Annotated in this window: 24 protein-coding genes, 3 tRNA genes and 2 pseudogenes; 9 read left to right on the forward strand and 20 right to left on the reverse strand. The window is 64.2% G+C overall.

Annotated features, from left to right (window positions below):
* Positions 1-494 (reverse strand): annotated as a pseudogene (gene aceE / locus AC07Z7_RS20605) (pyruvate dehydrogenase (acetyl-transferring), homodimeric type); the annotation flags it as partial.
* 168 nt (positions 495-662) lie between these two features.
* Between aceE and AC07Z7_RS20610 the strand changes: the two are divergent.
* The 5 genes from AC07Z7_RS20610 to AC07Z7_RS20630 all read left to right on the forward strand — a co-directional run bounded on the left by AC07Z7_RS20610 (position 663) and on the right by AC07Z7_RS20630 (position 7,629).
* Positions 663-3,224 (forward strand): PAS domain-containing sensor histidine kinase, encoded by a 2,562-nt coding sequence (locus AC07Z7_RS20610; RefSeq protein ID WP_094286230.1) that lies wholly within the window; start codon positions 663-665, stop codon positions 3,222-3,224.
* Entirely contained in the window at positions 3,221-3,847 is a 627-nt protein-coding gene (locus AC07Z7_RS20615) for a response regulator transcription factor (protein ID WP_015013997.1), read from the forward strand. Before AC07Z7_RS20610 ends, AC07Z7_RS20615 begins: the two co-directional genes overlap by 4 nt.
* Positions 3,848-3,923: 76 nt before the next feature.
* Positions 3,924-4,778, forward strand: coding sequence for a bifunctional methylenetetrahydrofolate dehydrogenase/methenyltetrahydrofolate cyclohydrolase FolD (gene folD, locus AC07Z7_RS20620; protein WP_494767504.1), 855 nt, complete (start codon positions 3,924-3,926; stop codon positions 4,776-4,778).
* Between the two features lie 81 nt (positions 4,779-4,859).
* The gene (locus AC07Z7_RS20625; protein WP_494767505.1) at positions 4,860-6,905 is read left to right on the forward strand and encodes a M3 family metallopeptidase; all 2,046 of its coding nucleotides are present in this window, start codon (positions 4,860-4,862) and stop codon (positions 6,903-6,905) included.
* Between the two features lie 70 nt (positions 6,906-6,975).
* Positions 6,976-7,629, forward strand: a complete 654-nt coding sequence (locus AC07Z7_RS20630) for a glutaredoxin family protein (RefSeq protein WP_494767506.1) — start codon at positions 6,976-6,978, stop codon at positions 7,627-7,629.
* A gap of 130 nt (positions 7,630-7,759) precedes the next feature.
* On the opposite strand, the gene rpiA is transcribed toward AC07Z7_RS20630, so the two are convergent.
* On the reverse strand, positions 7,760-8,455 hold the full coding sequence (rpiA, locus tag AC07Z7_RS20635; RefSeq protein ID WP_252660102.1) for a ribose-5-phosphate isomerase RpiA: 696 nt from the start codon (positions 8,453-8,455) through the stop codon (positions 7,760-7,762).
* Between the two features lie 36 nt (positions 8,456-8,491).
* Between rpiA and AC07Z7_RS20640 the strand changes: the two genes are divergently transcribed.
* A complete protein-coding gene (locus AC07Z7_RS20640) occupies positions 8,492-9,544 on the forward strand; it encodes a quinone-dependent dihydroorotate dehydrogenase (protein WP_494767507.1) in 1,053 nt (350 codons plus the stop codon).
* A gap of 94 nt (positions 9,545-9,638) precedes the next feature.
* Here the strand turns inward: AC07Z7_RS20640 and AC07Z7_RS20645 are convergent, their stop codons facing one another.
* From AC07Z7_RS20645 to uvrB, 17 genes are all read right to left on the reverse strand, one after another.
* Positions 9,639-9,986 carry a hypothetical protein gene (locus AC07Z7_RS20645; RefSeq protein WP_252660104.1) on the reverse strand — a complete coding sequence of 116 codons (348 nt, stop codon included), beginning with the start codon at positions 9,984-9,986 and terminating at the stop codon, positions 9,639-9,641.
* Entirely contained in the window at positions 9,983-10,378 is a 396-nt protein-coding gene (locus AC07Z7_RS20650; protein WP_094286243.1) for a phage holin family protein, read from the reverse strand. The genes AC07Z7_RS20645 and AC07Z7_RS20650 overlap by 4 nt, the downstream gene beginning before the upstream one ends.
* Positions 10,379-10,429: 51 nt before the next feature.
* On the reverse strand, positions 10,430-10,732 hold the full coding sequence (locus AC07Z7_RS20655; RefSeq protein WP_094286245.1) for a DUF883 family protein: 303 nt from the start codon (positions 10,730-10,732) through the stop codon (positions 10,430-10,432).
* A 147-nt stretch (positions 10,733-10,879) separates the two neighbouring features.
* Positions 10,880-11,977 (reverse strand): NAD(P)/FAD-dependent oxidoreductase, encoded by a 1,098-nt coding sequence (locus AC07Z7_RS20660; RefSeq protein WP_494767508.1) that lies wholly within the window; start codon positions 11,975-11,977, stop codon positions 10,880-10,882.
* A 48-nt stretch (positions 11,978-12,025) separates the two neighbouring features.
* Positions 12,026-13,066, reverse strand: coding sequence for a histone deacetylase family protein (locus AC07Z7_RS20665; protein WP_494767509.1), 1,041 nt, complete (start codon positions 13,064-13,066; stop codon positions 12,026-12,028).
* Between the two features lie 170 nt (positions 13,067-13,236).
* Positions 13,237-13,311, reverse strand: a tRNA-Val gene (locus tag AC07Z7_RS20670).
* Positions 13,312-13,358: 47 nt separating this feature from the next.
* Positions 13,359-13,433: transfer RNA gene (locus AC07Z7_RS20675), tRNA-Val, on the reverse strand.
* 47 nt (positions 13,434-13,480) lie between these two features.
* Positions 13,481-13,555 (reverse strand) — tRNA-Val (locus AC07Z7_RS20680).
* 38 nt (positions 13,556-13,593) lie between these two features.
* Complete coding sequence (dnaQ, locus tag AC07Z7_RS20685) at positions 13,594-14,307, reverse strand: DNA polymerase III subunit epsilon (protein ID WP_494767510.1); 714 nt, start codon at positions 14,305-14,307, stop codon at positions 13,594-13,596.
* 1 nt (position 14,308) lies between these two features.
* Positions 14,309-14,647, reverse strand: a complete 339-nt coding sequence (fdx, locus tag AC07Z7_RS20690; RefSeq protein ID WP_094286256.1) for an ISC system 2Fe-2S type ferredoxin — start codon at positions 14,645-14,647, stop codon at positions 14,309-14,311.
* 42 nt (positions 14,648-14,689) lie between these two features.
* A complete protein-coding gene (gene hscA, locus AC07Z7_RS20695; protein ID WP_494767511.1) occupies positions 14,690-16,561 on the reverse strand; it encodes a Fe-S protein assembly chaperone HscA in 1,872 nt (623 codons plus the stop codon).
* Positions 16,562-16,633: 72 nt separating this feature from the next.
* The gene (gene hscB / locus AC07Z7_RS20700; RefSeq protein WP_494767512.1) at positions 16,634-17,152 is read right to left on the reverse strand and encodes a Fe-S protein assembly co-chaperone HscB; all 519 of its coding nucleotides are present in this window, start codon (positions 17,150-17,152) and stop codon (positions 16,634-16,636) included.
* A gap of 104 nt (positions 17,153-17,256) precedes the next feature.
* On the reverse strand, positions 17,257-17,580 hold the full coding sequence (gene iscA, locus AC07Z7_RS20705; protein ID WP_063459049.1) for an iron-sulfur cluster assembly protein IscA: 324 nt from the start codon (positions 17,578-17,580) through the stop codon (positions 17,257-17,259).
* Positions 17,581-17,595: 15 nt separating this feature from the next.
* A complete protein-coding gene (gene iscU / locus AC07Z7_RS20710; RefSeq protein WP_094286261.1) occupies positions 17,596-18,000 on the reverse strand; it encodes a Fe-S cluster assembly scaffold IscU in 405 nt (134 codons plus the stop codon).
* A gap of 38 nt (positions 18,001-18,038) precedes the next feature.
* On the reverse strand, positions 18,039-19,259 hold the full coding sequence (locus AC07Z7_RS20715; protein ID WP_494767513.1) for an IscS subfamily cysteine desulfurase: 1,221 nt from the start codon (positions 19,257-19,259) through the stop codon (positions 18,039-18,041).
* Positions 19,260-19,371: 112 nt separating this feature from the next.
* The gene (iscR, locus tag AC07Z7_RS20720; RefSeq protein ID WP_015013980.1) at positions 19,372-19,908 is read right to left on the reverse strand and encodes a Fe-S cluster assembly transcriptional regulator IscR; all 537 of its coding nucleotides are present in this window, start codon (positions 19,906-19,908) and stop codon (positions 19,372-19,374) included.
* A 243-nt stretch (positions 19,909-20,151) separates the two neighbouring features.
* Positions 20,152-22,242, reverse strand: a complete 2,091-nt coding sequence (uvrB, locus tag AC07Z7_RS20725) for an excinuclease ABC subunit UvrB (protein ID WP_094286331.1) — start codon at positions 22,240-22,242, stop codon at positions 20,152-20,154.
* Between the two features lie 105 nt (positions 22,243-22,347).
* On the opposite strand from uvrB, the gene AC07Z7_RS20730 reads away from it, so the two are divergent.
* Together AC07Z7_RS20730 and AC07Z7_RS20735 are read left to right on the forward strand one after the other, a co-directional pair.
* Positions 22,348-23,544, forward strand: a complete 1,197-nt coding sequence (locus tag AC07Z7_RS20730; RefSeq protein WP_094286265.1) for an amino acid aminotransferase — start codon at positions 22,348-22,350, stop codon at positions 23,542-23,544.
* Entirely contained in the window at positions 23,537-24,166 is a 630-nt protein-coding gene (locus AC07Z7_RS20735) for a nucleotidyltransferase family protein (protein WP_494767514.1), read from the forward strand. Before AC07Z7_RS20730 ends, AC07Z7_RS20735 begins: the two co-directional genes overlap by 8 nt.
* A gap of 88 nt (positions 24,167-24,254) precedes the next feature.
* Here AC07Z7_RS20735 and ygiD read toward each other — a convergent pair whose 3' ends face one another.
* A complete protein-coding gene (gene ygiD, locus AC07Z7_RS20740; RefSeq protein ID WP_494767515.1) occupies positions 24,255-25,118 on the reverse strand; it encodes a 4,5-DOPA-extradiol-dioxygenase in 864 nt (287 codons plus the stop codon).
* Positions 25,119-25,293: 175 nt separating this feature from the next.
* Here ygiD and AC07Z7_RS20745 point away from each other — a divergent pair.
* Positions 25,294-25,395 (forward strand): annotated as a pseudogene (locus AC07Z7_RS20745) (CoA transferase); the annotation flags it as partial.

Here is a 25,395-nt window from a genome sequence, read left to right on the forward strand (position 1 = left end):
AGGTAGGCACGGGCATAGATGCCGGGGGCGCTGTGGCCCTGGATGTAGAGCAGGTCGCCGCCGTGGCCTTCGCTCTCGGCATGCCAGAAATGGTTGAAACCGGCGCCAAACATGCTGGCCACCGAGGCGAACGAACCGATGTGACCACCCAGGTCGCCGCCGTCGGCGGGGTTCAGGCGGTTGGCGCGCACGACCATCGCCATGGCGTTCCAGCGCATGTAGGCGCGCAGGCGCTTTTCGATGGCGATGTTGCCGGGGCAGTGCGCCTCTTTTTCGGGCTCGATGGTGTTGACGTAACCCGTATTGGCGGAGAACGGCAAATCAATGCTGCTCTGGCGGGCGTGTTCAAGAAGCTGCTCCAGGAGGAAATGGGCGCGCTCAGGGCCCTCCTTGTCGATCACGGCGGACAGCGCGTCCATCCATTCACGGGTTTCCTGTTGATCGGCGTCCGTGCCGATGCCGAAACCGGCCTGAGGGTCGGGCTGAGCTGACATGCTTTGTCTCCTGTAGATGTGGCAGCAAATTTAGTACGTTGGCTCTAGTTTCGCACATTTTTTGAGAATTTCAAATGGTGCCTATGCATTTCATATTGCAATATTTTGCTGCGGGCGCACATACACTGAATGGAGGAATGCAACACACGGCTCCCCTACACTTGCAGGATGGATTCGATGCCCCCTGCCCCCTCCCCCACGGTGCCGACCGTGGCTGCGCCGATACGCTGGTGGCGCAAGTGGTGGCGCGGCTTGTCGCCCACCCGCCAAGACCGTTTTGCGGCACTTGCCCCCCTCGCGGCGGTGCTGATGTTTCTGGCGGCCATCGTGGCGGCCTTCTGGTACCTGCGGGCCGAAGAGGCCGAGCGCGAGCAGGAAGCCCTGCGGCGCGATGTGGAATACGCCCAGCAGCGCGTGCGCCTGCGCCTGCTGGAGCGCCAGGAACAGCTCATGCGCATTGCACGCGACCTGTCCAACCAGGACCTGGGCCGCGCTGAATTCGTAGTCCGCGCCGAAGCGCTGATCAGCCAGTACCCCGAGCTGCAGGCCATCACCTGGATCGACGACCGCCGCCGCATCCGCGCCAGCCATGCCGCTCCCACCCTGGCCAGCAGCGAGCTGCGCATTGCGGGCGAGGTGCTCAAGCCCGGCGACACGGCCGACACCTTTGGCCTGGCGCGCGACCTGCAGCAGCCCGTGTATGCGCAGCCTGCCGCCACCTCGGGCGACGCCACCCCGCTGCTGCAGCTGCAGGTGCCGCTCAACAACCAGGGCAAGTTCAGCGGCGTGGTGCTGGGCGAGTACTCCATCGACAGCTTGCTGCGCTACGGCACCCCTACCGAGGTGCTGGCGCGCTACGCGGTGACGCTGCTCGACAGCAAGAACCAGGTGCTGGCGGGCACGCCGCTCGGGCCACGCAACAAGGCCACGCAGTTGCTGCCCTGGACACCCAAGGCCAACGAATACGAGATCCCCGTCTCGCCGGTCGGCAACGGCCTGGTGCTGCGCGCGCAGGCCTACCGCACGTCACTCGGCGTGGTGGGCAGCGGCCTGTTCTGGCTGGTGGGCACCCTCAGTGCGATGACAGCCTGGATGCTGATTGCCACCTGGCGCCACACCCGGCGCCGGATGCAGGCACAAGAGGCGCTGGTGGCCGAAACCAACTTCCGCCGCGCGATGGAAAACTCCATCCTTACCGGGATGCGCGCCCTGGACATGGAAGGCCGCATCAGCTACGTGAACGCCGCCTTCTGCCAGATGACGGGCTGGAGCGCAGAGGAGCTGGTCGGCCTGAAAGCGCCCTTCCCCTACTGGCCCGAGGCCGACCACGAGACCCTGCAGGCCAAGCTGCGCGACGAGCTGCGCGGCAACACCATGGCGGGAGGCTTTCAGGTGCGCGTCAAACGCAAGAGCGGCACGCTGTTCGACGCGCGGCTGTATGTGTCGCCGCTGATCGACGCCCACGGCCACCAGACCGGCTGGATGACCTCGATGACCGACATCACCGAGCCCAACCGCATCCGCGAGCAGCTCTCGGCCTCGCACGAGCGCTTCACCATCGTGCTGGAATCGCTGGATGCGTCGGTGTCTGTGGCACCGCTGGGCAGCGAGGAGCTGCTGTTTGCCAACAAGCTCTACCGCCAGTGGTTCGGCTCACAAACCGGTGGGCACCTGCAACTGGTGGCACAGGCGGGCGTGGTGCCCGTGGCGGGCAAAGAGCACAGCGGCATGGACGATGAAGACGGCCTGATGGGCCTGCCCACCGACCCGCTGACCAGCGCCCGCACCGAGAACGCCGAAATCTACCTGCCCGACCTGGGCAAATGGCTGGAAGTGCGCTCGCGCTACCTGAACTGGGTGGACGGCCGTCTGGCGCAGATGGTGATCGCCACCGACATCACCCCCCGCCGCCTGGCCGAGGAGCAGGCCGAACGCCAGGCCGAGCGCGCCCAGTCGGTGAGCCGCCTCATCACCATGGGAGAGATGGCATCGAGCGTGGCGCACGAGCTGAACCAGCCGCTCACCGCCATCAACAACTACTGCAGCGGCATGGTCTCGCGCATCCAGAGCGGCCAGCTGACCGAAGAAGCCCTGCTCACCGCCCTGCAGAAAACGGCCCACCAGGCCCAGCGTGCAGGCCAGATCATCCAGCGCATCCGGTCCTTCGTGAAAAAGAGCGAGCCCAACCGGGCGCTGGCCGACGTGCACTCCATGGTGAACGAGGCCGTGGAACTGGCCGACATCGAGCTGCGCCGCCACAACGTGCGCCTGACCCACTATGTGGCCGCCCGCCTCCCGCCCGTGATGGCCGACACCATCCTGATCGAACAGGTGCTGGTCAACCTGATGAAGAACGGCGCCGAAGCCATCCAGCACGCCAATCGCCCCGCTGCGGGCCGCAGCGTGGAGCTGCGCGTGGTGCCCAAGCAGATCGACGACCGCCAGGTGGTGGAGTTTTCGGTGCAGGACACCGGCAAGGGCCTGGCACCCGAAGTGCTCGAACGGCTGTTCGAAGCCTTCTTCTCCACCAAGGCCGAAGGCATGGGCATGGGCCTCAATTTGTGCCGCAGCATCGTCGAGTCGCACCAGGGCCGGATGCAGGCGGAGAACCTCTACAATGGCCCGGAGGTCATCGGCTGCAGGTTCTCCTTCTGGCTGCCGCTTGCCAAGCCTGCTGATGGCACTACAAATTCTGTAGCAAACGTACAAACCCCAAGGACTGTTGCATGAGCTTGATTCCGAAAAAAGGCACTGTTTACGTTGTAGACGACGACGAGGCCGTCCGCGATTCCCTGCAGTGGCTGCTGGAAGGCAAGGACTACCGCGTACGTTGCTTTGATTCGGCCGAGACCTTTCTCTCCCGCTACGACCCGCGCGAAGTGGCGTGCCTGATCGTGGACATCCGCATGGGTGGCATGACAGGCCTGGAGCTGCAGGACCGCCTGATCGAGCGCAAGTCACCCCTGCCCATCGTCTTCATCACCGGCCACGGCGACGTGCCCATGGCCGTGAACACCATGAAGAAAGGCGCGCTGGACTTCATCCAGAAGCCTTTTGACGAAGAAGAACTGGTCGGCCTGGTCGAACGCATGCTGGACCACGCCCGCGAGAGCTTCGCTGGCTACCAGCAGGCCGCCAGCCGTGACGCCTTGCTCTCCAAGCTCACCAGCCGCGAAGCCCAGGTGCTCGAACGCATCGTTGCCGGCCGCCTGAACAAACAGATCGCTGATGACCTGGGCATCAGCATCAAGACGGTGGAGGCACACCGCGCCAACATCATGGAAAAGCTCAACGCCAACACCGTGGCCGACCTGCTCAAAATCGCCCTGGGCCAGAACGCACCCAAGGGCTGATATTTACTCACTTTTTTATAGCTTCTTGCGCTTATCCAGTGCGCGCAGATGGCATTTTTGACCAGTATTTTTTGATATGACAGCACAGCTCATCGATGGCAACGCCCTCTCCCGCCAACTGCGCGCCGACGTGGCGCAGCGCGCGGCGGCCCTGAAAACCCGGGGCGTCACGCCCGGGTTGGCCGTGGTGCTGGTGGGCGACAACCCGGCCAGCCAGGTCTACGTGCGCAACAAGGTCAAGGCCTGCGAAGACAGCGGCCTGCACTCGGTCCTCGAAAAGTACGACGCCGACATGACCGAGGCCGCACTGCTGGCCCGTGTCGAAGCACTCAACAATGACCCGGCCATCCACGGCATCCTGGTGCAGCTGCCCTTGCCCAAACACATTGATGCGCAAAAGGTGATCGAAGCCATCTCGCCTGCCAAGGACGTGGACGGCTTCCACATTGCCAGCGCGGGCGCGCTGATGACCGGCATGCCCGGCTTCTGGCCCTGCACGCCCTACGGCTGCATGAAGATGCTGGAGAGCATCGGCTACAACCTCAAGGGCAAACACGCCGTGGTCATCGGCCGCAGCAACATCGTGGGCAAGCCCATGGCGCTCATGCTGCTGGGCCAGAACGCCACCGTCACCATCTGCCACAGCGCCACACAGGACCTGAAGGCCCAGACGCTGCAGGCCGACGTGGTCGTGGCCGCGGTGGGCAAGCGCAATGTGCTCACAGCCGACATGGTCAAGCCCGGCGCCGTGGTGATCGACGTGGGCATGAACCGCAACGACGAAGGCAAACTCTGCGGCGACGTGGACTTTGACGGTGTCAAGGAAGTGGCGGGCTGGATCACCCCCGTGCCTGGCGGGGTTGGCCCCATGACCATTACCATGCTGCTGGTCAACACCATCGAAGCCGCCGAGCGCACCGCTGCGCACTGAGCTCGCCGCACAGTGCCCCCGAGGTCGGCATCGGCCGCTTTGCAACTTGAACCTGTGCCACCTGGCGCCATCTAATTTCGCATGAGCAACGCCCTTCTCGACTTCTCCGACCTCCCCCTGTTCGACCGCATCACGCCGCAGGACGTCGCCCCGGCGATGGATGTGCTGCTGGAGCGCGCCAACCAGGCGCTGGAGACGGTCACCGCCCCGGATTTTCCGGCCCGCTGGGACGCCATTGCCAAGGTGCTGGATGTGGCCACCGAGCAGCTGGGGCGCTCCTGGGGCGCCGTGAGCCACCTTAACAGCGTGGCCGACACGCCCGAGCTGCGGGCCGCCTACAACGCCGCCCTGCCCCGTGTCACCGAGTTCTGGACCCGCCTGGGCGCCGACGAACGCCTGTACGCCAAGTACAAGGCCATCGATCCCGCCAGCCTCACGCCCGAGCAGCGCCAGGCCCATTCGAATGCCGTGCGCAACTTTGTTCTCTCCGGCGCCGAGCTGACCGGTGCCGCCAAGGAACGCTTCGCTCAGATCCAGGAACGCCAGGCCGAGCTGAGCCAGAAGTTCAGCGAAAACGCGCTGGACGCGACCGACGCATACGCCTACTACGCCACCGCAGAAGAGCTGGAGGGCATCCCTTCTGACGTACAGCAGGCCGCCCTGGTTGCGGCGCAGGCCGAAGGCAAATCAGGCTACAAGCTCACGCTCAAGATGCCCTGCTACCTGCCGGTAATGCAGTTTGCCGCGCGCAGCGACCTGCGCGCCAAGCTCTACCGCGCCTATGTCACCCGTGCCTCTGAGCAGGCCGAAGGCGACGGCCGCAAATTTGACAACTCCGCACTCATTGGCGAGATCCTGGCGCTGCGCCGCGAAGAAGCCCAGTTGCTGGGCTACGCCAACTTCGGCGAAGTGTCCGTGGTGCCCAAGATGGCACAGTCGCCCGCCGAGGTGATCCGCTTCCTGCGCGACCTGGCCCGCCGCGCCCGCCCATATGCCGAGAAGGATGTGGCCGACCTGCGCGCCTTTGCCGCCGAGCACCTGGGTTTGAATGATCCACAGGCCTGGGACTGGCCCTACATCTCTGAAAAACTCAAGGAAGCCCGCTACGCATTCAGCGAGCAGGAGCTCAAGGAATACTTCACCGCGCCCAAGGTGCTGGCGGGACTGTTCAAGATCATCGAGACACTGTTCGAAGTGTCGATCCGCCGCGACTCGGCCCCAACGTGGCACCCGGCGGTCGAGTTCTACCGCATCGAGCGCAACGGTGCCCTGGTCGGCCAGTTCTACCTGGACCAGCCCGCCCGCACCGGCAAACGCGGCGGCGCCTGGATGGACGATGTCCGCACCCGCTGGCAGCGCCCGGACACCGGCGTGCTGCAGATGCCCGTGGCCCACCTGGTCTGCAATTTTGCAGATGGCGTGGACGGCAAACCGCCCCTGCTCACGCACGACGACGTGATCACGCTGTTCCACGAATTCGGCCATGGCCTGCACCACATGCTCACGCAGGTGAACGAGCGCGATGTCTCCGGCATCGGCGGCGTGGAATGGGATGCGGTGGAGCTGCCCAGCCAGTTCATGGAGAACTTCTGCTGGGAATGGGACGTGCTCAAGCACATGACCGCCCATGTGGATACGGGCGAACCCCTGCCCCGCGCCCTGTTCGACAAAATGATCGCGGCCAAGAACTTCCAGAGTGGCATGGCCACGCTGCGCCAGATCGAGTTTGCGCTGTTCGACATGCTGCTGCACACCGAACACGACCCGGCCCAAGACTTCATGCCGCTGCTGACCCAGGTACGCCAGGAAGTGGCCGTGCTGCAGCCGCCAGCCTTCAGCCGCACGGCCCACACCTTCAGCCACATCTTTGCGGGTGGCTACGCCGCCGGTTACTACAGCTACAAGTGGGCCGAGGTGCTCAGCGCCGATGCTTATGCAGCGTTTGAAGAAACGACAGGCAACGACGGGCTGCCCAGCGCTGAAACCGGACGCCGCTACCGCGAAGCGATTCTGGAAGCGGGCGGTAGCCGCCCCGCCATGGAGTCCTTCAAGGCCTTCCGGGGCCGCGAACCCAGCCTGGACGCCCTGTTGCGCCACCAGGGCATGGCGGAAGAACTGACCGCCTGAGCCCATGGAAAGCACAGGCCCGCACGATCCCGCAGTGCAGCCACAACGAACTGGAATAAGGAGAACAACCATGCACAAGCCCTTGTTGGCCCCCCTGTTGGCCACGTTGCTGATGACCTTGGCTGGCGCCAGTGCCCAGGCGCAAGGCGTGTATCGCATCGTCGGGCCCGACGGCAAGGTGACCTTCTCCGACCGCCCGCCCGCCGATGCACCGGCCCAAGCTGCACGCACCACGGGTGCGGCGCCAGCCGCCGCCAGTGGCAATGCCAGCCTGCCCTACGAACTGCGGCAGATCGCCACACGGTTCCCGGTCACGATTTACACCGGCAATGATTGCGCCCCTTGCACGGGCCTGCGCAACGCCTTGGTGGCGCGGGGTGTGCCGTTCACCGAACGCACGGTGACCACCAGCGAAGACGCAGCGGCCCTGCAGCGCCTGAGCGGATCGACCAGCCTGCCCTTTGGCAGCATTGGGGGCCAGCAGCTGGTCGGGTTCTCGGACGCGGAATGGACGCAGTACCTGGACGCGGCGGGCTATCCCAAGCAGTCGCAGCTGCCGTCCAGCTACCGCCCTCCCGCAGCCACGCCGCTGGTGGCAGTCAAGGCCGTGGAAGCAGTGCCTAGCGAAGAGAAGCCTAAGGCCCCCACCCCTTCACGCCCTGCGCCTGCGGCCCGTCCTGCTGAAGGCCCAACGCCCAGCAACCCGGCGGGCATCCGCTTCTGACAGGCACCCGCGCGCCGCAACGCCAGTCACATAATAAAGAAGGGGTCCCGTGGGACCCCTTCTTTTTTAGAACTCTGTGATGCCATCACGGGCACTGTGCCCCGAGGGCTCCGCCTGGCGACGGGCCACTTCAGCGGGAATAGTCCAGCGTCTTGACCCCCTGGGCCGTCCCCAGCAGGCACACCGTGGCTTTCTGGTGGGCAAACACCCCCACGGTCACCACGCCCGGCCACTGGTTGATTTGTGACTCGAACGCCAGCGGGTCGGTGATAGACAGGCCCTTGACATCCAGGATGTGCTGACCGTTGTCGGTCACCAGCGGCTGGCCATCCTTGAGCCGCAGGCTGGCCTGGCCGCCCATGGCTTGGAAACGGCGCGCAATGTGGTTGGCCGCCATGGGGATCACCTCGACAGGCAAGGGGAATTGCCCCAGCGCCTGGACCAGCTTGGACTCATCGGCGATACAGACAAACCGCGCGGCCAGGGCGGCCACGATCTTCTCGCGCGTCAGCGCCGCACCGCCGCCCTTGACCATGTGGCCCTGGCCATCGATCTCGTCGGCGCCATCGATGTAGACGGAGAGCGACTCCACTTCGTTGGCGTCGAACACCGCAATGCCCAGCGCCTTCAGGCGCTCGGTACTTGCCACGGAGCTGGACACCGCGCCCTTGATCTGGTCCTTCATGCCTGCCAGCGCATCGATGAACTTGTTGACCGTGGAGCCTGTGCCCACCCCCACAATCTCGCCGGGCACCACGTATTGCAGCGCGGCTTGGCCAACCAGGGTCTTGAGTTCGTCTTGGGTCAGGGGATTCATCGTCGTCATGGGAGAAAATCGGGGGTAATCCTGAATTATCCCCCCATGTCCCTGATCCCCTACGCCCTCACCCGCCCCTTTCTCTTTGGCATGGACGCCGAAGCCGCCCACGAACTCACCATGGACATGCTGGCACGCGGGCAACGCACGCCGCTGCAGTGGGCCTGGTGCAACGAAACAGTGGACGACCCCATCACGCTGGCGGGCCTGACCTTTCCCAACCGGGTGGGCATGGCGGCGGGTCTGGACAAGAACGCACGCTGCATCGACGCACTGGGCGCCATGGGGTTTGGTTTTGTGGAGGTGGGCACCGTCACCCCCAAGGCCCAGCCAGGCAACCCCAAGCCACGCATGTTCCGACTGCCCGAGGCCCGCGCCCTCATCAATCGCCTGGGCTTCAACAACGAAGGGCTGGAGGCCTTTTTGCGCAACGTGCAGCAGGCGCAGTTTCGCAAGCAAAACCGCCGCAACCCCATGCTGCTGGGCCTGAACATCGGCAAGAACGCCACCACCCCCATCGAGAACGCCACCAGCGACTACCTCACTTGCCTGGAAGGGGTGTATCCGCACGCGGACTACGTGACGGTCAACATCAGCTCGCCCAACACGCAAAATCTGCGTGCGCTGCAAAGCGATGCGGCGCTGGATGCCCTGCTCTCCGCCATCGCCGAGCGCCGCGAAGCACTGGCAACCCAACACGCCAGGCGCGTGCCCGTGTTCGTGAAAATTGCCCCCGACCTGGATGAAGCCCAGGTAGCGGTGATTGCCGCGACACTGCAGCGCCATGGCATGGACGGCGTGATCGCCACCAACACCACCATCAGCCGTGCAGTCGTGCAAGGCATGCGCCACAGCGAAGAAACCGGCGGGCTCAGCGGCGCCCCGGTGCTGGAAGCCAGCAATCAGGTTATCCGGCAACTGCGTGCCGCACTGGGCAGCCGCTTTCCCATCATTGGCGTGGGCGGAGTGATGAGCGCCGAAGACGCTGTGAGCAAGGTCCGCGCAGGCGCCGATGTGGTGCAGATCTACACCGGCCTGATCTATGAAGGGCCCGCCCTGGTGGTCAAGGCGGCCAAGGCCATCAAGGCCATGGGCTGAGGCCGTTCCAAGGGATTTGCTTTTCCCTTGGCTCAAAAAAAGAGCCACTGTGCAGTGGCTCTTTTCATGGGACGGGCCTGGCGCGGCCAAGTGCTTATCGCCGCAGGCGCAGCAGCATGGGCAGCAGGACACCCGCCCAGCGGATCAACCGCCGTGGCCCGGCCACCACAGCCACACCCGCGATGGCCGCCACGGCCAAGGGGTGCTCGCGGGCAAAGCCTGCGGCGCGCAATGCGAACGAGTCCTCCGCGCCCCCTGCGGCGGCACGCTGGCTCTCTGTCAAGGCCTGGGCCTGGGCCCGCGCAGCACGGCGCGCGCGCAGCCGTTCGCGCTGCAGGGCGATGCGGTCCAGGATGCGCTGCTGCTGGGCCGTGGGCCTGGGCAGCGCAGGTCCGCCTTGCTCAGGCGCGACGGGCCGGGAAGAGGTAGACGGGGTACTCACAGACGCTCCTTGATGTCTCGCCAGTCCTGGGCCAGCTCACTGCGCGTCAATGCAAAACCATTGCCTGCGCGCTGTGCCACCGACACCAGCGCCACCAGGGCGGCTACCCACCCCAGCGTCCAGACGCCCGCCACCAGCCAAGCAACCAGGGTGCGCTGCGGCGTGTCCCAGAAGTGCACCAGCACGGCGATCGACAGCATGATCAGCGCCACCACCGTAAGCCCGGTGACCACAATGGTCAGCACCAGCAGTTGCTGAACCCGCTGCTTCAGATCGGCCCACTCCAGGCGGGCCAGGTCCACACGGTCTTCCACCGCAATGGCCCCCTCGATCACGTTGGCGCGCCAGCGCGCCGCCAGGCCCTCCAGGCCCAGAAGCGACAGCCAGTTCATGCGGGAAGGCCCTCAGGGCCCGCCATGGTCAGCGTGCGCATGGCGCGGCGCTCAGCGGCGCGCCAGCAGGAAACCGACCAGGGCCCCCACAGCCAGTGCAGCGCCTGCCACACGCCAGGGTTCATCATGGGCATAACGGTCGGCCGCAATGGCTGCCTCCTTGGCCTGGCGGGCGGCATCCTGTGCGGCACGCACCGCAGATTCGCGCACGTTGTGCATGCCATCGTCCAGGCGCTGGCGCAGCAGCTTGATCTCTGGCACCGTGTCCAGGTCCTTGTTGGCCAGCAGGCCACGCAGGTCGGAAACCAGTTTTTCCAGTTCGCCTTGGGTGGTGGTGGTGTCGGAAGCAGTCATACAAGCAGCCTTTCTTTCAATCAACAAGCGGTTTGGAAAACCCTAGAACAGGGACCTCGGGCCATCTTAGCCACCCGCCCAGAGACCCCTCGTAGGACGGGGACGCAAGAGGTTACCGATTGCAACGAATTTGCCCCAGATCAACCTTCAAACCAGCGCGGCCACATGCTCCGCAATGGCCAGGGAACTGGTCAAACCGGGCGATTCGATGCCAAACAGGTTGACCAGTCCGGGCACGCCATGGACCGCAGGCCCCTGGATCACAAAATCGGCCGCAGGCTGGCTCGCACCGTGGATCTTGGGGCGGATGCCTGCATACCCCGGGGCCAGTGCACCATCCCGCAGACCGGGCCAGTACTTGCGCACCTCCGCGTAGAAGGCATCGCCCCGCGTTGGGTCCACCAGCAGGTCGTCGGCCGATGTGACCCACTGCACATCCGGCCCGAACTTGGCTTGGCCGCCCAGGTCGAGCGTAAGGTGCACCCCCAGACCTGCGGCCTCGGGCACCGGGTAGATCAGATGGCTGAAGGGTGCTTTACCGGTCAATGTGAAATAGCTGCCCTTGGCAAAGTGGGCCGTAGGCACATGGGCAGGGCCCAACCCCACAAAACGGGCAGCCAGGACCGGTGCGTACAGGCCCGCCGCGTTCACCACCGCGCGTGCCTGCAGGCGCGTGCCATCAGATGCTTCCAAAACAATAGCATCTTCCGCACACTGGGCGCGCGCAAGAGGCGAATTAAACGCCACAAGTCCGCCCGCGTTCTCCAGGTCGCCCTGCAGGGCCAGCATCAGCGCATGGCTGTCCACGATGCCCGTGCTGGGTGAGTACAACGCGCCCACACATTCCAGCGCGGGCTCCAGCGCCAGGGCCTCGTCACGGCTGAGCCACTGCAGGTCGAGCACGCCATTGGCCCGCGCACGCGCCTGGATAGACTCCACGCTGGCCAGTTGCGCGGCCGAGGTGGCCACCAGCAGCTTGCCGCAGCGCCGGTGCGGCACCCCGCGTTCGGCGCAATAGGCGTAGAGCAGCTCCTTGCCCCGCACACACAGTTGCGCCTTGAGCGAACCGGTGGGGTAGTACAGCCCGGCATGGATCACTTCGCTGTTGCGCGAGCTGATGCCTGTGCCAATGGCATCGGTCGCCTCCAGCACCATCACCTCGCGCCCCTGCAAGGCCAGCGCGCGGGCCACGGCCAGACCCACCACACCAGCGCCCACCACCACACAATCCACCGTATCGGTCATTCGCTCGCTCCTTCCGCTGCAAACCAGCCCTTCTCCCCCAGGCTGGTGTTATGCCTGCTCAAACCCATCCAGCACATTGACGGCGTTGGTCCCCAGCTCAGCGGCGGCATACCCACCCTCCAGCACAAACACGGTGGGCAGCCCCAGGCGGGCCAGGCGCTCGCCCAGTCGAGTGAAGTCGGCGGATGCCAGCGCGAAGCGGGAGATCGGGTCGCCCTCGAAGGCATCGAGGCCCAGCGAGATCACCAGTGCATCGGCCTGGTAGCCTCCGATGCGCGTACAGGCCTGCTCCAGGGCTTCGAACCAGGTGGCAGCGCTGGTGCCTGCTGGCAGCGGCAGGTTCAGGTTGTAGCCAGTTCCCTTGCCCTCCCCCACTTCGTCCGCATGGCCCAGGTAGAACGGGTACTCGGTGCGCGGGTCGCCATGGAGGCTGACGAAAAGCACATCGTCGCGGGCGTAGAAGATGCTTTGTGTACCGTTGCCATGGTGGTAGTCCACATCCAGCAAGGCCACGCGCCGGGCGCCCTGGTTGCGCAATGCTTGTGCTGCCACGGCGGCGTTGTTCAGGAAGCAGTAGCCGCCCATGAAGTCGGGGCCTGCATGGTGGCCGGGCGGTCGCGTGCAGCAAAAGGCGGCGCGGTCACCCTTTGCCACGCGTGCAGCCGCGCTCGCTGCAGCATCAGCCCCGGCCTTGGCTGCTGCCCAGGTGCCTGCAGCCATGGGCGTGCCGTTGTCTATGGAGTACAGCCCCAGCCGGGCCACGAAGTTGTCTGGCTCGACATCGCTGCGCAGTGTGCGCACCGGCCAGACGGAGGGAAAGGGCTGAACCGTTGCATTGGCAACCGGGTCCAGCGCCAGCCACTGCTGCCAGGCGGTCTGCAAAAAGCCGAGGTAGCGCGGTGCATGCACCTGGGCCAGCACGGGGCTGCTGTCCACGTCCGGGGCCAGCATGCTGTGGCCGCGCGCACGCAGGGCCTCTTCCACGTAGTCCACCCGTGCAGGCTTCTCGAAACAGGGCACCCGCTCCCCTCGGAAGAACTCATGGACGGGAGCATGCCCCTGGTGCAGGGGATTGTGGAAAGTGATCATCGGATTGGTGCCAGCAAGCAGTGGGGGAAAAGCGCAGCGGGCACACGCCGCTGCAATCCATCAAGCCCAACACTGTAGCGGCATGGCAAGGCGCGCCAGCCAAGTGGCACCCGCATGCATGCAGGCAATAAAAAACCCCTGCAGACCAGAAATCTGCAGGGGTTTGGGATTGGTGGGTGATACATGGATCGAACATGTGACCCCTGCCGTGTGAAGGCAGTGCTCTACCGCTGAGCTAATCACCCGTCGCAACCACCTTGGAGCAAGATAGCGCGAAAGTCTGTCTAAAGCGTGGTGGGTGATACATGGATCGAACATGTGACCCCTGCCGTGTGAAGGCAGTGCTCTACCGCTGAGCTAATCACCCGTCGCAACCACCTTGGAGCAAGATAGCGCGAAAGTCTGTCTAAAGCGTGGTGGGTGATACATGGATCGAACATGTGACCCCTGCCGTGTGAAGGCAGTGCTCTACCGCTGAGCTAATCACCCGTGTCGCTGTGACAAGCCTTAGATTATGGCACAGCTTTTCAGGCTTGTTGAGAAGTTCGCCAAATTGTTTTGCCTCCGCTGGCCTTGTCGATCTGGGTGAGCACCTCGGCATGCGCCGCCTGCTCCTGCTCGCTGGCACGCAGCACCGGCAGCACCAGGCCACGCAAATCGATGGCCGCCACCTTCACGCCGTCGGCACCCTCCTGGGCATCGTCGACCATGAGCAGTGCGTCCTGCCCGCGCGTGAGGTTGATGTAGACATCGGCCAGCAGCTCGGCGTCCAGCAAGGCGCCATGCAGCGTGCGGCCCGAGTTGTCCACGCCCAGGCGGTCACACAGGGCGTCGAGCGAATTGCGCTTGCCCGGGTACATCTCCTTGGCCATGGCCAGCGTGTCGGTCACGCTCTCCACATAGGTGCGGAACGCGGGGCGGCCCACCAGCTCCAGCTCCTTGTTCAGAAAGCCCACGTCAAACGCCGCGTTGTGGATGATGATCTCGGCCCCTTGCAGGTACTGCAGGATGTCGTCCACCACCTCGGCAAACTTGGGCTTGTCCTTCAGGAACTCGTTGCTGATGCCGTGCACCTTCAGCGCGTCTTCGTGGCTGTCGCGGCCCGGATTGAAGTACAGGTGCAGGTTGTTGCCCGTGAGCTTGCGGTTGAGCAGCTCCACGCAGCCCAGCTCGATGATGCGGTCCCCGCCCTCGGCCGAGAGGCCGGTGGTTTCGGTGTCGAGAACGATCTGCCGTGTCATTTCAATGGTTTTCCTTGGCGTGGTTGATCGTGTACTTGGGAATCTCCACCACCAGGTCCTGCTGCGCCAGGATCGCCTGGCAGGACAGGCGCGATTGCGGCTCCAGACCCCAGGCACGGTCGAGCAGGTCTTCCTCCTCCTCCTCCGCCTCGTTGAGCGAATTCAGCCCCTGGCGCACGATCACGTGGCAGGTGGTGCAGGCGCAGCTCATGTCGCAGGCGTGCTCGATGTTGATGTGGTTGTCCAGCAGGGCCTCGCAGATCGACGTGCCTGCAGGGGCCGTGATTTCAGTACCTGCGGGGCAGTATTCAGGGTGCGGAAGGATCTTGATGACGGGCATGGGATGGTCTTGTTTTTGTTCGAGGAGATGCGTTCGGCTGTGTCAGAGGGTCTGCACGTTCTTGCCGGCCAGCGCCTGCTGGATGCCCCGGTTCATGCGCTGGGCCGCAAAGGCTTCGGTACCCTTGGCCAGGGCGTCGGTGGCGGCTTCGATCACAGCCGCATCGTCGGCGTCGCGCTGGTGGCGCAGGGCCACCATCAGTGCATCGATAGCGGAGCGCTCTTGCAGGCTCAGCACATCGCCATCGGCGTCCAGCGCGCTCTGGGTGGCAAGCAGCATGCGGTCGGCGTCCACACGGGCCTCGACCATGGCACGGGCCTTCATGTCCTGCGCCGCCGTGGCAAAGCCCTCCTGCAGCATGCGCGCGATCTCTTCATCCGACAGGCCATACGACGGCTTCACATCGATGCGCGCCTCCACACCGCTGCCCTGCTCCTTCGCGCTCACGCTCAGCAGGCCATCGGCATCGACGGTGAAGGTCACGCGGATGCGCGCAGCACCTGCGGCCATGGGCGGAATGCCACGCAGCTCAAAACGCGCGAGGCTGCGGCAGTCCTGCACCAGGTCGCGTTCGCCCTGCACCACATGCACCGCGAGCGCCGTCTGCCCGTCTTTGTAGGTGGTGAAGTCCTGCGCCTTGGCGGTGGGGATGGTCTCGTTGCGCGCCACGATGCGCTCGACCAGCCCTCCCATGGTTTCGATGCCCAGTGACAGCGGGATCACATCCAGCAGCAGCAGGTCGCCCGCCGTGTTGTTGCCCGCGAGCTGGTTGGCCTGGATGGCAGCGCCCAGGGCCACCACTTCATCAGGGTTCAGGTTGGTCAGAGGCTCTTTGCCAAAAAATTCGGCCACCGCGCGTTGCACTTGCGGCATGCGGGTGGAGCCTCCCACCATCACCACGCCCTGCACCTCGTCACGCGCGAGGTGGGCGTCGCGCAGCGCGCGGCGCACAGCGGCCATGGAGCGCGCCGTCAGCTCGGCGGTCACGGCTTCGAAGTCTGATCTTTTTACGTCAAAATGGGCTTCACCGCTCGACAGTATTGCCTTGAATGCTACCAAATCAGTAGTAGTCAACGCCTCCTTGCAGGCGCGGGCCGCCATGCGCACGGCCGTTTTATCGGCGGCGGTGACGGCCTCCAGCCCCAGTTGCTGCAGCACCCAGTCGGCCAGTGCGGCATCGTAGTCATCGCCCCCCAGGGCCGAATCGCCACCGGTGGCAATCACTTCGAACACACCCTGGGTCAAGCGCAGGATGGAGATATCAAAGGTGCCGCCCCCGAGGTCGTACACGGCGTAGACACCTTCGCTGGCATTGTCGAGGCCGTAGGCAATCGCCGCCGCCGTGGGTTCGTTGATCAGGCGCAGCAGGTGGATGCCTGCGAGCTTGGCTGCATCCTTGGTGGCCTGGCGCTGGGCATCGTCAAAGTAGGCAGGCACGGTGATGACCGCGCCATACAGGTCGTCGTTGAAGGTGTCTTCGGCGCGGTAGCGCAGCGTGGCCAGGATCTCGGCACTGACTTCAACGGGCGACTTGTTGCCATCCACCGTTGCCAGGCTGACCATGCCCCCTGCACCCGCGTCGTTGGCGGGAACAAAGTCGTAAGGCAGCTTGCCCGCCTCTGCCACGTCGTTCAGGCCCCGGCCCATGAAGCGCTTGGCCGAGGCGATGGTGTTGCGCGCATCCTGGGCCTGAGCGGCCACGGCGTCGTAACCGATCTGGCGCCCGCCGTTCTCCAGATACCGCACCACAGATGGCAGCAGCACCCTGCCCTGCGCGTCGGGCAGGCATTCGGACACACCATTGCGCACGGCAGCCACCAGAGAGTGGGTGGTGCCCAGGTCGATACCTACGGCAATGCGCCGCTGGTGCGGGTCGGGGGACTGGCCGGGTTCGGAAATCTGCAGAAGCGCCATGAAATTTTGGGTCTCAACGTAGTGGGGCCTGCCGTCATTCCAACGGAGGCCCTGGGGGAAGCAAAAACCGCTCTATTGTCCCAGTTGCTCTCGGCGACGTTCAATGTCGTCGGCAAATCGCGCAATGAACATGAGGGCTCTGACCTGGCGGGCCGCGCCCGCGTAGTCCTGCTGCTGATCGATGAGCTGCCCGCAATGCGCCAGCGCGTCACGGCGTGCCTGGCTGACACCGTCATCCAGCGCATCGAGTTCGCTCTCGGCACGAGCCTCTTCCAGCGCCTCGCGCCACTCCATCTGCTGCATGAGGAAGGCCGCCGGCATGGCCGTGTTGTCTTCGGCGTTGATGGGTGCGCCGTGCAGCTCGCACAGGTAGGACGCGCGGCGCATCGGGTCTTTCAGGCGCTGGTAGGCCTCGTTGATGCGCACGGACCATTGCATGGCCACACGCTGTGCCGCTGCGCCCTGCGCCGCAAACTTGTCGGGATGGGCTTCGCGCTGCAGCTCTTTCCAGCGCGCGTCGATGGCGCTGCGCTCCTGGGCAAAGCGGCGTTCGAGGCCAAACAGTTCAAAGTCGTCAGATTGCAGGTTCATGCGCAGAAGGGGCGAAGCAAAAAGTGCAAGAAAAAACCGCCAGCACAAAGCGCGTTGGCGGTTTCACGGTGCAGCGCAGCGGGCTGGCGAGCGTTCACACCTTCTCAGACGCGGAAGCTCTCCCCACAACCGCAGCGGTCACGCTCGTTGGGGTTGTTGAACTTGAAGCCTTCGTTCAAGCCCTCGCGCACAAAGTCCAGCTCGGTGCCGTCGATGTAGGCCAGGCTCTTGGGGTCGATCAGCACCTTGACGCCGTGGTTTTCAAACACGATGTCCTCGGGCTCGCTGTCGTCCACATACTCCAGCTTGTAGGCAAGCCCAGAGCAACCGGTCGTCTTGACTCCCAGGCGCACGCCCAGGCCCTTGCCACGGCGGGCAAGATAGCGATTGACGTGCCGTGCAGCGGCTTCTGTCAGCGTGATGGCCATATCGCTCTCGGTGGATCAGGCAGCGGTGGTGGCAGTGGCCGCGTGCTTGGTCTTGTAGTCGAGCACGGCAGCCTTGATGGCGTCTTCGGCCAGGATGGAGCAGTGCACCTTCACGGGCGGCAAGGCCAGTTCTTCGGCGATTTCGCTGTTCTTGAGCGCTGCCGCTTCGTCCAGCGTCTTGCCCTTGACCCACTCAGTCACCAGCGACGACGAGGCAATGGCCGAGCCGCAGCCATAGGTCTTGAAACGCGCATCTTCGATCACGCCCGTGGCGGGGTTCACCTTGATCTGCAGCTTCATCACGTCGCCGCAGGCGGGCGCGCCCACCATGCCAGTGCCCACCGAATCGTCACCCTTGTCGAAGGAACCCACGTTGCGGGGGTTTTCGTAATGGTCAACCACTTTTTCTGAGTAAGCCATGATGTGTACCTCTTCAATGCTTCAAAAATCTTCGGGATTCAGTGCGCAGCCCATTGGATGGTGCTGATGTCGATGCCGTCCTTGTACATCTCCCACAGCGGGCTCAGTTCGCGCAGGCGGGCCACGTTCTCGCGGATGGTAGAGATCGCATAGTCGATCTCCTCTTCGGTCGTAAAACGGCCGATGGTCATGCGCAGGCTGCTGTGTGCCAGCTCATCGCTGCGGCCCAGGGCGCGCAGCACATAGCTGGGCTCCAGGCTTGCCGAGGTGCAGGCCGAACCCGACGACACCGCCAGGCCCTTGATCCCCATGATGAGCGACTCGCCTTCGACGTAGTTGAAGCTCATGTTCAGATTCTGCGGCACGCGGCGTTCCATGCTGCCGTTGATGAACACCTGCTCGATGTCCTTCAAGCCATTGAGCAGGCGCTGCTGCAGCGCGTGGGCCTTGGCGTTGGACTCGGCCATTTCTTCCTTGGCGATGCGGAAGGCCTCGCCCATGCCCACGATCTGGTGCGTGGGCAGCGTGCCGGAGCGCATGCCGCGCTCGTGGCCGCCACCGTGCATCTGTGCTTCCAGACGCACGCGGGGCTTGCGGCGCACATACAGTGCACCCACGCCCTTGGGGCCATAGGTCTTGTGGGCCGTCATGCTCATCAGATCAACGGGCAAGGTGGCCATGTCGATGGCAACGCGGCCCGTGGCCTGGGCCGCATCCACGTGCAGCAGGATGCCCTTTTCACGGCACAGTGCGCCGATGGCAGGGATGTCCTGGATCACGCCGATTTCGTTGTTCACGAACAGGATGCTCACCAGGATGGTGTCGGGGCGGATCGCGGCCTTGAGCGCGTCCATGTTGACCAGACCGTCTTCCTGAACATCGAGGTAAGTGGCTTCAAAACCCTGGCGCTCCAGCTCGCGCATGGTGTCCAGCACGGCCTTGTGCTCGGTCTTGAGCGTGATGAGATGCTTGCCCTTGCCCTTGTAAAACTGGGCAGCGCCCTTCAAGGCCAGGTTGATGGACTCGGTCGCGCCGCTGGTCCAGACGATTTCGCGGGGGTCAGCACCAATCAGATCGGCCACCTGCACGCGGGCCTTCTCAACGGCCTCCTCAGCCTCCCAGCCCCAGGCATGGCTGCGCGATGCCGCGTTGCCAAAATGCTCACGCAGCCAGGGGATCATGGTGTCCACCACACGGGGGTCCACCGGGGTCGTGGCGCCATAGTCGAGATAGATGGGGAAGTGCGGGGTCATGTCCATGGCTGGCTCAGTAAGAGTGTCTGGCTGGCAGATTTACGAGAAAAGGTCGGTGTTCAGAAAAACGCGTTCAGGGCGGTGCCGACCCCAAGGGCCGGCGCGGACTCTGCAGGTGTCAGGACTTCGCGAAAACGTTGCCCAGTGCAAACACCGAGTTGGGGGCATTGACACGAATGGGCTTGACCACGGGCGTCGTCGAGATGGCACGGCGCACCACCGGCTTGTCTTCGATCTGAACGCCCTTGGCGAGTTGTTCGTCCACCAGTTTTTGCAGGGTCACGGAGTCCAGGAACTCCACCATGCGCTGGTTGAGCGATGCCCACAGCTCGTGCGTCATGCAGCGGCCGGCTTCGCCCAGGCAGTTTTCCTTGCCACCACACTGCGTGGCGTCAATCGGCTCGTCCACCGACACAATGATGTCGGCCACCGTGATGTCACCCGCCTTGCGGGCCAAGGTGTAGCCGCCACCGGGGCCACGGGTGGATTCCACCAGTTCATGGCGGCGCAGCTTGCCAAAAAGCTGTTCGAGGTAGGACAGCGAAATCTGCTGGCGCTGGCTGATCGCAGCCAAGGTGACGGGGCCGTTGTTCTGACGCAGTGCCAAGTCAATCATGGCAGTGACCGCAAAACGGCCTTTGGTGGTGAGACGCATTGCAAGCTCCTTGTGCTGAGGCTCGTTCGTTAAAGAAACTGCCTGCGCTGGGTGGTGGTCAGCACGGGCACCGTCTCCGCCCCTTACTCCACACAGCGTTCTGCGCGGAGCCCTTCATCGTTGGGCTTTGTTCTTGAGTGTTTTACGCGAGTATAACACAAATCCCTATTGAATTTGTCGGGATAAAAAACCAACAGGTCGCAATTTGGCCTGAATTGTATTTTTGACCCTTCACCTCTCCGGTCACAAGGCCACCGAATCGCCTCCATGTGCGCCAAACGCCTGGTCCTTGAGCCGCGAGAGCTGGTCGCGCACACGGGCCGCCTGCTCGAACTCCAGGTTGCGCGCGTGTTCCAGCATGAGCTTTTCCAGCCGCTTGATCTCGCGCGCCACATCTTTCTCGGACATGTCCTCGACCTTGGCGCGCTGCAGGGCCTCCTGCTCCAGCCGCTCGGCGTCCTTGCCCGCTTTTTCGCTGTAAACCCCGTCAATCAGGTCTCTTACCCGCTTGACAATGCTGCGCGGTGTAATGCCGTGCGCCTCGTTGTGTGCGATCTGCTTGATGCGGCGGCGTTCCGTCTCACCCATGGCTTTTTTCATGGAATCGGTGATGCGGTCGGCATACAGGATGGCCTTGCCATTGAGGTTGCGCGCCGCACGGCCAATGGTCTGGATCAGGCTGCGCTCGGCGCGCAGGAAGCCTTCCTTGTCGGCGTCCAGGATCGCCACCAGCGACACCTCGGGGATGTCCAGCCCCTCGCGCAGCAGGTTGATGCCCACCAGCACGTCAAACGCCCCCAGGCGCAGATCGCGGATGATCTCCACGCGCTCCACGGTGTCCACGTCGCTGTGCAGGTAGCGCACCTTCACGCCGTTGTCTGTCAGGTAGTCGGTCAATTGTTCGGCCATGCGCTTGGTCAGCGTGGTGATGAGCACACGCTCCTCTTTCTCCACCCGGATGCGGATCTCCTGCAGCACATCGTCCACCTGGTGGGTGGCAGGGCGCACCTCCACCACCGGGTCCACCAGGCCGGTGGGGCGCACCACCTGGTCCACGATCTGGCCGGAATGAGTCCGCTCATAGTCCGCAGGCGTGGCAGTGACAAAAATCACCTGGCGCATTCGCTGCTCGAACTCCTCGAACTTGAGCGGCCGATTGTCCAGCGCAGAAGGCAGGCGAAAGCCGTACTCCACCAACGTGGTCTTGCGCGCGCGGTCGCCGTTGTACATGGCGCTCAGCTGCCCGATCATCTGGTGGCTTTCGTCCAGAAACATCAGCGCATCGCGGGGCATGTAGTCGGTGAGTGTGCTGGGCGGGTCCCCCGGCGCAGCGCCCGACAGGTGGCGCGTGTAGTTCTCGATGCCCTTGCAGTGTCCTACTTCGCTGAGCATCTCCAGATCAAAGCGCGTGCGCTGCTCCAGGCGCTGGGCTTCCACCAGCTTGCCGTCGGCCACCAGTTGCTGCAGGCGCTCGGCCAGTTCCAGCTTGATGGTCTCGACGGCGGCCAGCACCTTGTCGCGTGGCGTCACGTAGTGGCTGCTGGGGTAGACGGTAAAACGCGGGATCTTCTGCTTGATGCGCCCCGTGAGCGGGTCGAACAGCTGCAGGCTTTCCACCTCGTCGTCGAACAGCTCGATGCGGATCGCCAGCTCGGAATGCTCGGCCGGAAACACGTCAATCGTGTCGCCCCGCACGCGGAACTTGCCGCGCGAAAAGTCCGCCTCGTTGCGCTGGTACTGCATGCGGATCAACTGGGCAATCACATCACGCTGCCCAGCCTTGTCGCCGACGCGCAGCGTCATCACCATGCGGTGGTAGCTCTCGGGCTCGCCAATGCCGTAGATGGCAGAGACGGTGGCCACGATCACCACGTCCTTGCGCTCCATCAGGCTCTTGGTGCACGAGAGGCGCATCTGCTCGATGTGTTCGTTGATCGCGCTGTCCTTCTCGATGAACAGGTCGCGCTGCGGCACGTAGGCCTCGGGCTGGTAGTAGTCGTAGTAGCTCACGAAGTACTCCACGGCGTTCTTGGGGAAGAACTCGCGGAATTCGCTGTAGAGCTGCGCAGCCAGCGTCTTGTTGGGCGCAAAGATGATGGCCGGGCGGCCCATGCGCGCGATCACGTTGGCCATGGTGAAGGTCTTGCCCGAGCCTGTCACGCCCAGCAGGGTCTGAAAAGTCTCCCCGTCGTGCAGGCCCTCCACCAGCTTGGCAATGGCCTCGGGCTGGTCGCCCGCCGGGGGGTACGGCTGGAACAGCTCAAAGGGAGAGTCGGGGAAATGGACGAACTCGCCGTCTTGCTTTTCAGTTATGACTTCGGTGATATCTGGCATGGGCGTGGTCAACGGGTGGGGCAGGCCGCCCGTTAAAATCGGCGGAACCCGGCACAGTACACCACGCCCGGATTCTTCGCTACTGACAACCTTTCAAGGATTTTCATGTCTCTGTTCACCGCCGTCGAAATGGCCCCCCGCGACCCCATCCTGGGCCTCAACGAGCAATTCAACGCCGACACCAACCCCAACAAGGTCAACCTGGGCGTCGGCGTTTATTTCGACGACAACGGCAAGCTGCCACTGCTGCAATGCGTGCAGGCCGCAGAAAAGACCATGATGTCCACCCCCACGGCCCGTGGCTACCTGCCCATCGACGGCATCGTGGCTTATGACAACGCCGTCAAGAGCCTGGTGTTCGGTGCCGACAGCGAACCCGTGAAGTCCGGCCGCGTGGCCACCGTGCAGGCCATCGGCGGCACCGGCGGCCTGAAGATCGGTGCCGACTTCCTGAAAAAGGTCAGCCCCAATGCCAAGGTACTGATCTCCGACCCCAGCTGGGAAAACCACCGCGCGCTGTTCACCAACGCCGGTTTTGAAGTCGATACCTACGCGTACTACGACGCCGAAAAGCGCGGCGTGAACTTCGAAGGTTTCCTGGCCAGCCTGAACGCTGCCGCCCCCGGCACCATCGTCGTGCTGCACGCCTGCTGCCACAACCCCACCGGCTACGACATCACCCCCGCGCAGTGGGACCAGGTGATCGCCGCCGTCAAGGCCAAGGGCCTGACCCCCTTCCTCGACATGGCCTACCAGGGCTTCGGCCACGGCATCGCCGAAGACGGCGCCGTGATCGGCAAGTTTGTGGCCGCTGGCCTGAACTTCTTCGTCTCCACCTCGTTCTCCAAGAGCTTCAGCCTGTACGGCGAACGCGTGGGTGGCCTGTCGGTGCTGTGCGCCGACAAGGAAGAAGCCGGCCGCGTGCTGAGCCAGCTCAAGATCGTGATCCGCACCAACTACTCCAACCCACCCATCCACGGTGGCGCAGTGGTGGCCGCCGTGCTGAACAACCCCGAGCTGCGCGCGATGTGGGAACAAGAGCTGGCCGAAATGCGCGTGCGCATCAAGGCCATGCGCCAGAAGCTGGTGGACGGCCTGAAGGCCGCCGGCGTGAAGCAGGACATGAGCTTCATCACCACCCAGATCGGCATGTTCAGCTATTCCGGCCTGTCCAAGGACCAGATGGTGCGCCTGCGCAACGAGTTCGGCGTGTACGGCACCGACACCGGCCGCATGTGCGTGGCCGCGCTTAACAGCAAGAACATTGACTACGTCTGCCAGGCCATTGCAAAGGTTGTCTGAGCACGATGAGGAAGCGGCGCTCGCGCGCCGCTTCGTGAGCGAAACGCTCCAGAACCCGCACAACGCGGCCCTTCTGGAGCGTTTGCCGTTTCTGGGCCTGCCCGATGCGTGGCTGGTGGCGGGCTGTTTGTTCCAGACGGTGTGGAACCTGCGATCTGGCCTGACGCCCACGGCGCACATCAAGGACTACGACCTGTTCTACTTCGACGGCAACGACTTGTCCGAATCGGCAGAGCAGCAGGTGCAAGCCCAAGTCACCGCCCTCTTCGCCGACCTGCCCATCACCGTCGAAGCCAAGAACCAGGCCCGCGTGCACCTCTGGTACGAGCGCTGGTTTGGCTACCCGTATGCGCCGCTGCAATCGGCCCGCCACGGGATCGAGCGTTTTCTGGTGCCCTGCACCTGCGTGGGTCTGCAGCCTGGCAACACACCACAAACCCCGCCGTTGCTGTACGCCCCCTACGGCCTTGCGGAGTTGTATGCCGGGCTGATGCGCCCCAACCCGGCCTGCCCCCATCTGCCGCTGTTCCAGGCCAAGGCAGACAGTTACCGGGAGCGCTGGCCATGGCTGACGATCGAGCCGATGTTGACCACTACCGGCGGGTTGCCTGAAAGTTTCTAGCCTTTTTTGGCCTCTTCCGCCTGATGGATAAGCATTGGCGGCTATCAATATAAGAGCAAATTAATGAAGGCCGCGCCGACGCAGCCCGTTACCCCCACAGCACCGACCGCATCGAGATCGACGCCGACTGGTAGCCGGTGTTGAAAAAGCGCGGCATCTCGCTGGACTCCACCGCACCGGCGGCGTACAGCAGCGGCAGGTAGTGTTCGTGCGTGGGGTGCGCCTGCTGGGCCACGGCGCCCAGCTTCTGGAAGTCCTGCAAGGCCCCCAGCTGGCCTTTCTTGATCTGCGCCTGCACCACGGTGTCGAACTCGGCGGCCCAGTCGTATGCCTCATTGGCGGCCGTCCCCCGGCGGGTGAGCCGCAGGTTGTGCACGATGTTGCCGCTGCCCACAATGAGCACGCCCCGCTCGCGCAGGGCCTTGAGCTGCTGGCCCAGCGCATAGTGCTCGGCCGGGGCGCGGCTGTAGTCCATGCTGAGCTGCATCACCGGGATGCGCGCCTGGGGGAACATGGGCTTGAGCACCGACCAGGTGCCATGGTCCAGCCCCCATTCGCCCTCGTCCACGCCTAATGCGGCACCAGTGGCAGGAGATTTCAGCTCCTTGGCCAGGCTGCGCGCTACCGCCGGGGCTCCCGGCACGGGGTACTGCTGGTCAAACAGCGCCTTGGGAAAGCCGCCAAAGTCGTGAATGGTTTTGGGGTTGGCCATGCCCGTCAGCTGCCAGCCACCGCGCGTGAGCCAGTGGGCCGACACACACAGGATGAGCTGCGGCTGCACCGCGCGCGCCATCAGCTCCGCGCCCATGGCCTGCCAACTGCGGCGCCAGGCGTTGTCCTCGATGGCGTTCATGGGGCTGCCATGGCCCACAAACATCACCGGCATGCGGGGCGAGGGCTTGAGCGCCTGCAGCAAAGGGGCCGTGGCGGCGCTGCTCAGGGACGTGGTCATGAAAGCTCCCGGAAAGGCGGCCAGGCCTGTGAGGGCGGCCAAAGAGGTTCTGCGTTGCATGGGTCGGGGAGCGTAACAAATTATGTATAACGCTGGGAGTGAGCCCGCGCGACCCGCGAAGTTCCAGCGCCGCACCTTTCATTCATAACCACAACACCGAGACAACCCTGAGCCCATGACAACCGCCCTGCCCCAGCCCATGCGCAACGCCCGCGTCCTCAGCCTCGCCCTCAACCTGCCCGGCCCCGCCGCCCTGATGCGCTGTGCACGCATGGGC

It is taken from the genome of Acidovorax sp. GW101-11A03, from assembly GCF_059424825.1.

What these genes read in the sequence shown, in the direction of transcription:
- AC07Z7_RS20660 (WP_494767508.1), bottom strand. Translation starts at nt 11,977, where the DNA reads ATGACCGATACGGTGGATTGTGTGGTGGTGGGCGCTGGTGTGGTGGGT.
- AC07Z7_RS20715 (WP_494767513.1), bottom strand. Translation starts at nt 19,259, where the DNA reads ATGGACATGACCCCGCACTTCCCCATCTATCTCGACTATGGCGCCACG.
- AC07Z7_RS20625 (WP_494767505.1), top strand. Translation starts at nt 4,860, where the DNA reads ATGAGCAACGCCCTTCTCGACTTCTCCGACCTCCCCCTGTTCGACCGC.
- iscR (WP_015013980.1), bottom strand. Translation starts at nt 19,908, where the DNA reads ATGCGTCTCACCACCAAAGGCCGTTTTGCGGTCACTGCCATGATTGAC.
- ygiD (WP_494767515.1), bottom strand. Translation starts at nt 25,118, where the DNA reads ATGACCACGTCCCTGAGCAGCGCCGCCACGGCCCCTTTGCTGCAGGCG.
- iscU (WP_094286261.1), bottom strand. Translation starts at nt 18,000, where the DNA reads ATGGCTTACTCAGAAAAAGTGGTTGACCATTACGAAAACCCCCGCAAC.
- dnaQ (WP_494767510.1), bottom strand. Translation starts at nt 14,307, where the DNA reads ATGACACGGCAGATCGTTCTCGACACCGAAACCACCGGCCTCTCGGCC.
- rpiA (WP_252660102.1), bottom strand. Translation starts at nt 8,455, where the DNA reads ATGACGACGATGAATCCCCTGACCCAAGACGAACTCAAGACCCTGGTT.
- AC07Z7_RS20650 (WP_094286243.1), bottom strand. Translation starts at nt 10,378, where the DNA reads ATGAACTGGCTGTCGCTTCTGGGCCTGGAGGGCCTGGCGGCGCGCTGG.
- AC07Z7_RS20640 (WP_494767507.1), top strand. Translation starts at nt 8,492, where the DNA reads ATGTCCCTGATCCCCTACGCCCTCACCCGCCCCTTTCTCTTTGGCATG.
- AC07Z7_RS20655 (WP_094286245.1), bottom strand. Translation starts at nt 10,732, where the DNA reads ATGACTGCTTCCGACACCACCACCACCCAAGGCGAACTGGAAAAACTG.
- folD (WP_494767504.1), top strand. Translation starts at nt 3,924, where the DNA reads ATGACAGCACAGCTCATCGATGGCAACGCCCTCTCCCGCCAACTGCGC.
- fdx (WP_094286256.1), bottom strand. Translation starts at nt 14,647, where the DNA reads ATGCCCGTCATCAAGATCCTTCCGCACCCTGAATACTGCCCCGCAGGT.
- AC07Z7_RS20630 (WP_494767506.1), top strand. Translation starts at nt 6,976, where the DNA reads ATGCACAAGCCCTTGTTGGCCCCCCTGTTGGCCACGTTGCTGATGACC.
- uvrB (WP_094286331.1), bottom strand. Translation starts at nt 22,242, where the DNA reads ATGCCAGATATCACCGAAGTCATAACTGAAAAGCAAGACGGCGAGTTC.
- hscB (WP_494767512.1), bottom strand. Translation starts at nt 17,152, where the DNA reads ATGAACCTGCAATCTGACGACTTTGAACTGTTTGGCCTCGAACGCCGC.
- AC07Z7_RS20730 (WP_094286265.1), top strand. Translation starts at nt 22,348, where the DNA reads ATGTCTCTGTTCACCGCCGTCGAAATGGCCCCCCGCGACCCCATCCTG.
- hscA (WP_494767511.1), bottom strand. Translation starts at nt 16,561, where the DNA reads ATGGCGCTTCTGCAGATTTCCGAACCCGGCCAGTCCCCCGACCCGCAC.
- AC07Z7_RS20665 (WP_494767509.1), bottom strand. Translation starts at nt 13,066, where the DNA reads ATGATCACTTTCCACAATCCCCTGCACCAGGGGCATGCTCCCGTCCAT.
- AC07Z7_RS20615 (WP_015013997.1), top strand. Translation starts at nt 3,221, where the DNA reads ATGAGCTTGATTCCGAAAAAAGGCACTGTTTACGTTGTAGACGACGAC.
- AC07Z7_RS20610 (WP_094286230.1), top strand. Translation starts at nt 663, where the DNA reads ATGGATTCGATGCCCCCTGCCCCCTCCCCCACGGTGCCGACCGTGGCT.
- iscA (WP_063459049.1), bottom strand. Translation starts at nt 17,580, where the DNA reads ATGGCCATCACGCTGACAGAAGCCGCTGCACGGCACGTCAATCGCTAT.